Raw genomic sequence first — 7527 nt, 5'->3', positions numbered from 1 at the left:
TATATTAAAGAAAAGGCGACAGCAAGGTTTCTTGAGACAGATATCATTGGTTCTGGAACACCAATACCTCTTAAATTTTTTCAAGCAAGAGAAACAAAACGCGGCGTAACTTACACACTGTTTGGAAAGAAAGAAATCTTACCCCATGCTTTTATCAAAGGTGGGAGTTTTCCAAAGCGCGTTGAATTAAAAAAGCTGAATGGGAATGTGTTTCAAAGAGCCGATGGAGATCAATTCCCCATTGCAAAACAAAAAGGACCCTCCATTGCTGGGGTGATGTCCAAGCCAGAGATTGCAAGTACTATTGTAAAAAAAGCCAATGAAAGATTAATTGCCAACATACAGTACCAACTTGCTCGTCAAGAATATGCCGCCAATAAGAAAGCTAAATAATGTTCTTAAGCTATGTCAACACGCTACTCACTTTAATTGTAATTTTTAAAGCAGATTATCATTTGCGCTTTGGTTTTTTCCAGAAAAAATACAATAAAATCAATGCAAAAGGTACTTCCCAGCGGGTTGGGTCTGTTGCGGGGCGGACGAGCGCGAACTATCGCTAGCGATAGAATTTTCAAATTGACTGTACATTGTACACTTAACTCATTGATAAATAACAAATTTAATGTGTCCTCATATACACACTGTACAATAGTGGATTATTTTTTAGAAAAAGTTTTTTATCACTTGACAAGACAGTATCATTATATCTATTGTCGAATCAGGTGCCTAACGAACACCTTAAACCAATAGCGGATAGATTGCCGATACAATCTTTTCTCCGCACATTAAAGACTTTGACTCATTGTATGCTACGTGCATATAATAATGTTGTCGGGTGTGGTTACACTATACAATACCCTAACGGGGAAAGTGTGACGACGGACTATTGGCCGTGTTTGTTAGCACCCGGCACTCTATTTAGAGCGTCATTAACAAACATCTAACCAATAGGAGTTCATAATGAACAATCTTATAGAAATATCAGAACAGGTTATTGATCAAGAAACTGTTCAAACTGTTAATGCGCGTGATTTACATGCGTTTTTAGAGATAAAAGCCCGCTTTAATGATTGGATTAAAAATCGCATTAAAGAATGTAAGTTTCAGGAAAATATAAACTTTATAACGCTTACTAAAAATTTAGTAAACGGTGGAAAAATAAAAGAATACCACATTACCTTAGACATGGCTAAACATCTTTCGATGATAGAGCGTAATGATAAAGGGCATGAAGCACGTCAATACTTTATCAAATGTGAACGGCTTTTGAAACAAGTAGTGACACCACAAGTTGACTACTCTAAACCCGAAGCATTGCTTGGTGTCTTGAATCACTTACAAAGTCAAATTGAGCAGAAAGATCATGTTATTGCCGAATTAGCACCAAAAGCAAAAGCACTTGATGGTTTAAAGCGTTCTGATGGTTTGTTCGGTTTGATAGAAGCAGCAAAGATGCTTGAAGTAAGACCAAAGGACTTAACCGATTACTTTTATAAAAACATTACATTGCCACTTGACATTGTGGCGACAATGTGAATAATCGAATCAGGTGCTTGAAAAACACCTTACAAACTACAAGCGGATTGATTGCCGAAATAATCAATCTTCTGGACATTTAAAGACTTTGACTCATTATGTGCTACATGCATATAATAACCTCGTCGGGTGTGGTTACACTATACAATACCCTAACGGGAAAAGTGTGACGACGGACTTGTAGCCGTGTTTTTCAGCGCCCGGCACTCTTTTAGAGTGTCAATGAAAAACGTCTAACTACAAGGAGTTCATTATGAACACACTTATAGAAATATCAGAACAGGTTATTGATCAGGAAACTGTTCAAACTGTTAACGCGCGTGATTTGCATGCGTTTTTGGAGATTACATCAAAGTTTGCAGACTGGATTAAAAATCGTATTAAAGAATGTAACTTTCGAGAAAATATAGACTTTATAGGTTTTTCTAAAAATTTAGAAAAAGGTGGGCGCCCAAGCATAGAATATTACATTACGTTAGACATGGCTAAACATCTTTCGATGATAGAGCGTAATGATAAAGGGCATGAAGCACGTCAATACTTTATCAAATGTGAACGGCTTTTGAAACAAGTAGTGACACCACAAGTTGACTACTCTAAACCCGAAGCATTGCTTGGTGTCTTGAATCACTTACAAAATCAAATAGAGCAGAAAGATCATGTTATTGCCGAATTAACTCCAAAAGCAGAGGCTTTGGAAGGCTTAAAACGTTCTGATGGGTTGTTCGGTTTGATAGAAGCAGCAAAGATGTTAGAGGTACGACCAAAGGACTTAACCGATTACTTGCGACAACATGATTGGGTTTATCGACGGGCTCCAAGGGCGCCATTGTTACCTTATCAGGATAAGATCAAGAAAGGATTCATGGATTGTCCCGCTATCACTATTCAAAGACCAGATGGTACAGAAAAGGTGCTGCCTTCAACAAAAATCACCTCCAGAGGATTGGCATGTTTGAGAGAACAAATCTTTGGAGGTGTGCAATGAATAGCAGTGTCGATTTTTTGTGCGATTTGTGGATAGCTTTATATCAGTTTTCTAATGATGAAAATATTAATGAAAAAGAGTGTACAGCTCTGATTAACATCATGAGTTTGGTAGAAAAAGCTTTGATTTTCAAACTTCAAGATGAGGTGCCCAATTTTACAAAGATTCTGGCAGTTCTTACAGATTTCGGAGCTTCAGAGTTTCCCATGGCTATGAATCCTTTTTTGAAAGCTTACGAACCAGATTTAGAAAGCCCCATTAAAAAGGTTGCTTAAGTTAAAAACAGAACTCCCCTCCCCGTTATCAACAATGGGGAGGTGGTTGGTTTAGCTGCCACTTGCTTTTTTTAAGACTTCACCCATACGTGTTCGCCAATCTTTTCCTTGTTTTTTAAAAGAGGCAATAACATTTGGGTCGAGACGGAGAGTAACCGCTTGTTTAGGAGATTCAACGGGTGGACGCCCACGTTTACGGCGCTCTTCTGTTACATACTTAAAAAAAGAGGCTGGTAAAACGTCTTTAGCTGGCTTTAAGCGTGCAAGTTCTTCATCTGTTAGTGGTGGGGAATCCACAGCGTCCCAATCTTCTTTTGTATAGCCACATCCTGTTTCAAAGGTTTTTTTGATAGTCATTGAAAACCTCTCTTTCTTTTTTATTCGCTTGACGAAAACTGATAATGGATATCGCTTCATTGCCAAGCTTTGCAAAAACAATAACTGTTGTGCCATCCGCAAAATGTCCAATAGCCTTCATGCGGTTTGAATGTGTTGCATCAATAAGAGCATGTTCCCAGTCAAAGTAAATAACATCAGCAAAATCAAGCTTATGTTTAACAATGTTTAAAGCTCTTTTTGGTTCATCCCACACTATCTTCATATATTTTATGTACACGAAAAATAAAACCTTGTCAATAATTAAAGTGTACAACAATTCGTATATACCATTAAAAATGGAGCAACTATGAATAAGAAAACGCGTAAGGGTCTATCGGTTCGTGCGTTTGCGAAGAAGATGGGTGTTTCACATAATGCGGTGGTTTCTCGGATAAAGACAGGTAAATTTGATGCGGCTCTTTTTGAAGATGGTTCTGTCAATGAAGCCCTTGCAACAGCCATCTGGAATGAGAATCCAACAAAGCGCCCACCCCCATTTTTAGCGCCTGATGGAAAGGTACGGACAAAGATCAAACAAGCCTCCACAGATGGAGCCAATGAATACAAGATAAAACTGGAGCGAATGCAAGTTGCGCTAGCAAAAGAAAAAATTGCTCTGGAAAAGTTACGCGAAACCACTGTTGATCGTGAAGAAGTGAGAAAAGAAGCATGGAACTTTGGAAGAGCGCATCGAGATACAATGCTCAATTTTGCCTATCGCTTTGGTACTGAAATTGCAGCGCAAGTGGGATGTGATGCTGCGAGCCTTATTGGAGCTATCGATCATCATATGCGCAAAGCTTTAGTGGAAAATGTCGTCCCTGTTTCTTTTCACGATCCCAACACTTTAGAAGAGAATCCAGAACATGATAAGTGATGCTTCGCCCTCGTCCTCTGGTGCTGGGCTCTTTTTTTGCTATGCGAATGAAGGACGCCGTCCTGACCCGCCTTATACTGTTTCCCAGTGGGCTGATAAAAATCGTTATTTGAGCACAGTTACGAGTGCTGAGCCTGGATTATGGAGGACTATACGTACCCCCTATTTACGAGAGATCATGGATAATCTTTCTGTTTATGATCCGACTGAAACAACGGTTGTGATGAAGGGGGCTCAGATTGGAATGTCGGAAGCAGCATTGAACTTTTGTGGTTATGCCATTCATCATAGTCCAGGACCTGCCCTTTATGTGATGCCGACAGTTGAGACCGCTAAGAAACTGTCAAAGTCTCGTCTTGATCCGATGATTTCAGCTAGCCCTGCTTTAAGTGAACGCATTGCTCCTGCTCGTGCAAGAGACAGTGGTAATACCATGTTTTCAAAGGAATTTTATGGGGGAACATTGATGATTACAGGAGCAAATAGTGCTGCTGGATTGCGTTCTTCTCCTATTCGCTATTTGGTTTTGGATGAAGTCGATGCTTACCCATTGAATGTCGATAATGAAGGCGATCCTGTAACAATTGCTGAAAAACGAACCTCTGCTTTTATTCAACGAAAGATCTTTAAATTGTCCACGCCGACACACCGTGACACAAGCCGTATTGCCAAGGATTTTGTACTAGGAGACCAGCGATATTACAACGTGCCTTGTGATGCATGTGGTACACTACAGCCGATTGTTTGGTCACAAATCAAGTGGCAAAAAGGCGCCCCCGAAAAAGCTGTGTTTGTTTGTGCCCATTGTGGTCATGAACATGCCGAACATCGTAAGTCCACCTTAATGGCAGAAGAAAACGGTGCTTGCTGGATCGCAACACAGGAGTCAAGTAAGCCTCGTCTGCGTTCTTACCATATTTCAGCGCTTTATTCGCCATGGCTGACTTGGGGCGATTGTGCGCGCGAATTTTTAAGAGCCAAAGAAGACCCTGCTCTTTTGCAAGTTTTTATTAACACAGTGCTTGGAGAGCCATGGGAGGACAAAACAGGCGAAGTTGTTGATCCTGATAGCCTCTATGCAAAACGCGAAGATTATCCCCTTGCACCAGAACAATCCGTCGTGTTGACAGCAGGCATTGATGTGCAAAATGACCGCTTGGAACTTGAAGTGGTGGGATGGGGGCGTAGTGAAGAAAGTTGGCATATTGATTATCAAGTGATCCTTGGTGATCCCTCTTCTTTTGAAGTATGGGACCAATTGGATGAATATCTTGCAAAGCGCTGGCCACATCCAGGCTATAAAGAGGGGATTAGGATAACAGCTGCTTGTATTGATACCGGTGGTGGACATACACAGGCAGTTTATAATTATGTACGCCCGCGTGAAGGGCGGCGTATCTGGGGGATTAAGGGGCAAGCGGGATGGCGTGCGGTATGGCCACGCCGACCAAGCAAAAACAATAAAGGACAGATTAATCTCTATATTGTTGGTGTTGACGCGGCAAAAGATATTATCACGGCACGGTTTAAAAAATCGGGACCTGAAGCATCAGGGGCTGGTGCAACACACTTTCACAAAAGCCTTGACTAGGAATATTTTGACCAGCTAACCGCTGAAAGAAAAGTCATCAAATATTTTAAAGGCTTCAAGCGTATTGAATGGCAAAAAAGTGAAAAGGCAAGAAACGAAGCCTTGGACTGTAGGGTCTATGCTTATGCTGCTTTACAAGGTCTGATTTCGGCGGGAATAAACCTTAATCGAGAAGTTGATATCTTAGAAGAGCGTTTGGAAAAACTTAAAATTGAAGGTTCTGTAGAGCAACCAACATCTGGGATTTCTTCATTCACTTCTCCAAGAAGATCTCAGATAGCAAAACCTCAAAGGAAACAATCCAGAACAGTGATGAATCCTTATATGCGAGGGGATTGGAGGTAATTTGTGGGTGAAACTTTAGAACCAATTAACAGCAAAATTGACAGACTGGAAAGTTTAAAAAGGCGGCGTGAACAAATTGAAGAGGCTCTTTATTCGGGTGCGCAATCAGTGCGTCACGGCGATAAGCAAGTCAGCAATCGTTCTGTTGAGGAACTTCGCAGAGCGCTTGAGATGCTGAACATACAAATAGCCAACCTTGAAGGGCGCAAGCGTTCACGCGTTTTCTATTTTAATATATCACGAGGCTATTAATGGCTGGTTTTTTCAATAAACTCACAGGCTTTTTTACAATTTCTCGTCAACACAATCCGCCTTTTGAAGCTGCAAGTAAAAGCCGCCGTATGGGTGGTTTTGACCCCGCAAAAAAACATATCAATAAAGCGATTGAAGAATGTGGTGATACCATTGTTGCTCGTTCAAGATGGCTTTATGATAATGAATCTCTTTATGGGTCTGCAACGGAAGAATGGGTCTCTGCGGCTGTTAGTGATGGGATTAAACCTTATCCTCGTATTGAAGGTTTTCAAGAAGAAAAGAAAAAGCTTTTAGACTTATGGTGGCAATGGGTTGATGAGGCGGACTATGATGAAGATGCCAATTTTTATGGACTTCAAGCAACCATTGCACGAGAAGTCTTTCTAACTGGTGAATGTTTTGTAAGACTACATTATGTTGACCTCTACGGGCGCTCTGGTGTGCCGCTTCAATTACAAGTTTATCCCACCGAAATGTTAGACCTTACTTACAATGGACCGGCTGATATTGAAGGCAATTACATTCGTATGGGGATTGAATTTAATGCCAGTGGCAAGCGCGTTGCTTATCATTTCTGGGAACATCACCCCTATGATGATGTCCCTGCAAATATGGCATTTGAGAGCCAAGAGCGCGTGCGTGTCCCTGCTGAAATGGTCATTCATATCAAAGAGCGCCGTATTGCCGGACAATTGCGCGGTTCTCCCAAAATAACGCGCGCTATGACAAAGATCTTTCAACTCGAATCCTATGACGACGCAGAACTCGATAGAAAAAGGACGGCGGCTCTTTTCGCGGCGTTTGTCAAGGACAATTCACCAAACGTCGAAAAATTATCCGATAATCGTGATAAAAACAACGTTGAAGAAGAATACAAAGCACCTGTCATTGCGCCCGGTGCATCTCTTTATTTAGGAGAGAATAAAGAAGTTACATTCTCAAATCCTGTTGAGGTTGGTGGCTCTTATGAGGCTTTTCAATTTCGCAATATCTTGAAAATTTGTGCAGCACTTAATATGCCTTATGCCGTTGTGACTGGAGACGTTACGCGGGGGAATTTTTCAAATGTACGCACCTCCATCATTCAGTTTAGACGGCACGTCAAACAATGGCGTGAACATATTATTGCCTTTCAGTTTAACCGCATTGTTTGGGAGCGTTTTGTTGAAATGGCAGTGCTTGCTGGATGCGTCAATTTGCCAGGGTGGGAAGAAAATTCCTTGCCATGGCTTCAATGTGAAAGCTTTGCACCCCCGCTTGAAATGATTGATCCAAACAAGGA

General features: G+C 41.1%; 9 protein-coding genes and 1 pseudogene. 8 read left to right on the top strand and 2 right to left on the bottom strand.

Annotated elements, in window-relative coordinates:
• The 4 genes from ACFIMC_RS03350 to ACFIMC_RS03335 form a co-directional block, all read left to right on the top strand.
• Positions 1-393: hypothetical protein (locus tag ACFIMC_RS03350; RefSeq protein WP_375680787.1), on the top strand; the 393-nt coding region annotated here is incomplete at its 5' end.
• Between the two features lie 567 nt (positions 394-960).
• Complete coding sequence (locus ACFIMC_RS03345; RefSeq protein ID WP_375680786.1) at positions 961-1536, top strand: antA/AntB antirepressor family protein; 576 nt, start codon at positions 961-963, stop codon at positions 1534-1536.
• A gap of 253 nt (positions 1537-1789) precedes the next feature.
• The gene (locus tag ACFIMC_RS03340) at positions 1790-2524 is read left to right on the top strand and encodes an antA/AntB antirepressor family protein (RefSeq protein ID WP_375680785.1); all 735 of its coding nucleotides are present in this window, start codon (positions 1790-1792) and stop codon (positions 2522-2524) included.
• Positions 2521-2799: a hypothetical protein gene (locus ACFIMC_RS03335; protein ID WP_375635123.1), complete on the top strand. Its 279-nt coding sequence runs from the start codon at positions 2521-2523 to the stop codon at positions 2797-2799. The genes ACFIMC_RS03340 and ACFIMC_RS03335 overlap by 4 nt, the downstream gene beginning before the upstream one ends.
• Before the next feature lie 51 nt (positions 2800-2850).
• Here ACFIMC_RS03335 and ACFIMC_RS03330 read toward each other — a convergent pair whose 3' ends face one another.
• Together ACFIMC_RS03330 and ACFIMC_RS03325 are read right to left on the bottom strand one after the other, a co-directional pair.
• A complete protein-coding gene (locus ACFIMC_RS03330) occupies positions 2851-3156 on the bottom strand; it encodes a BrnA antitoxin family protein (protein WP_006589112.1) in 306 nt (101 codons plus the stop codon).
• Entirely contained in the window at positions 3134-3400 is a 267-nt protein-coding gene (locus ACFIMC_RS03325) for a BrnT family toxin (RefSeq protein WP_375613975.1), read from the bottom strand. The genes ACFIMC_RS03330 and ACFIMC_RS03325 overlap by 23 nt, the downstream gene beginning before the upstream one ends.
• A gap of 84 nt (positions 3401-3484) precedes the next feature.
• Between ACFIMC_RS03325 and ACFIMC_RS03320 the strand changes: the two genes are divergently transcribed.
• From ACFIMC_RS03320 to ACFIMC_RS03305, 4 genes and pseudogenes are all read left to right on the top strand, one after another.
• The gene (locus tag ACFIMC_RS03320) at positions 3485-4054 is read left to right on the top strand and encodes a hypothetical protein (protein ID WP_375680784.1); all 570 of its coding nucleotides are present in this window, start codon (positions 3485-3487) and stop codon (positions 4052-4054) included.
• Positions 4044-5990: pseudogene (locus ACFIMC_RS03315) on the top strand (phage terminase large subunit family protein). Before ACFIMC_RS03320 ends, ACFIMC_RS03315 begins: the two are co-directional and overlap by 11 nt.
• A gap of 3 nt (positions 5991-5993) precedes the next feature.
• Positions 5994-6242, top strand: a complete 249-nt coding sequence (locus tag ACFIMC_RS03310) for a phage head-tail joining protein (RefSeq protein ID WP_375612364.1) — start codon at positions 5994-5996, stop codon at positions 6240-6242.
• Positions 6242-7527, top strand: a 1286-nt coding sequence (locus tag ACFIMC_RS03305) for a phage portal protein (RefSeq protein ID WP_375680783.1), incomplete at its 3' end; no start/stop codon positions are given. The genes ACFIMC_RS03310 and ACFIMC_RS03305, both read left to right, overlap by 1 nt.

The organism is Bartonella sp. AP21QHHD (assembly GCF_042196205.1).
GTDB lineage: Bacteria > Pseudomonadota > Alphaproteobacteria > Rhizobiales > Rhizobiaceae > Bartonella.
The sequence above is the reverse complement of the archived record's forward strand: the minus strand, read 5'-3'. Positions and strand labels throughout refer to the sequence as shown.

What these genes read in the sequence shown, in the direction of transcription:
- ACFIMC_RS03345 (WP_375680786.1), top strand. Translation starts at nt 961, where the DNA reads ATGAACAATCTTATAGAAATATCAGAACAGGTTATTGATCAAGAAACT.
- ACFIMC_RS03340 (WP_375680785.1), top strand. Translation starts at nt 1,790, where the DNA reads ATGAACACACTTATAGAAATATCAGAACAGGTTATTGATCAGGAAACT.
- ACFIMC_RS03335 (WP_375635123.1), top strand. Translation starts at nt 2,521, where the DNA reads ATGAATAGCAGTGTCGATTTTTTGTGCGATTTGTGGATAGCTTTATAT.
- ACFIMC_RS03330 (WP_006589112.1), bottom strand. Translation starts at nt 3,156, where the DNA reads ATGACTATCAAAAAAACCTTTGAAACAGGATGTGGCTATACAAAAGAA.
- ACFIMC_RS03325 (WP_375613975.1), bottom strand. Translation starts at nt 3,400, where the DNA reads ATGAAGATAGTGTGGGATGAACCAAAAAGAGCTTTAAACATTGTTAAA.
- ACFIMC_RS03320 (WP_375680784.1), top strand. Translation starts at nt 3,485, where the DNA reads ATGAATAAGAAAACGCGTAAGGGTCTATCGGTTCGTGCGTTTGCGAAG.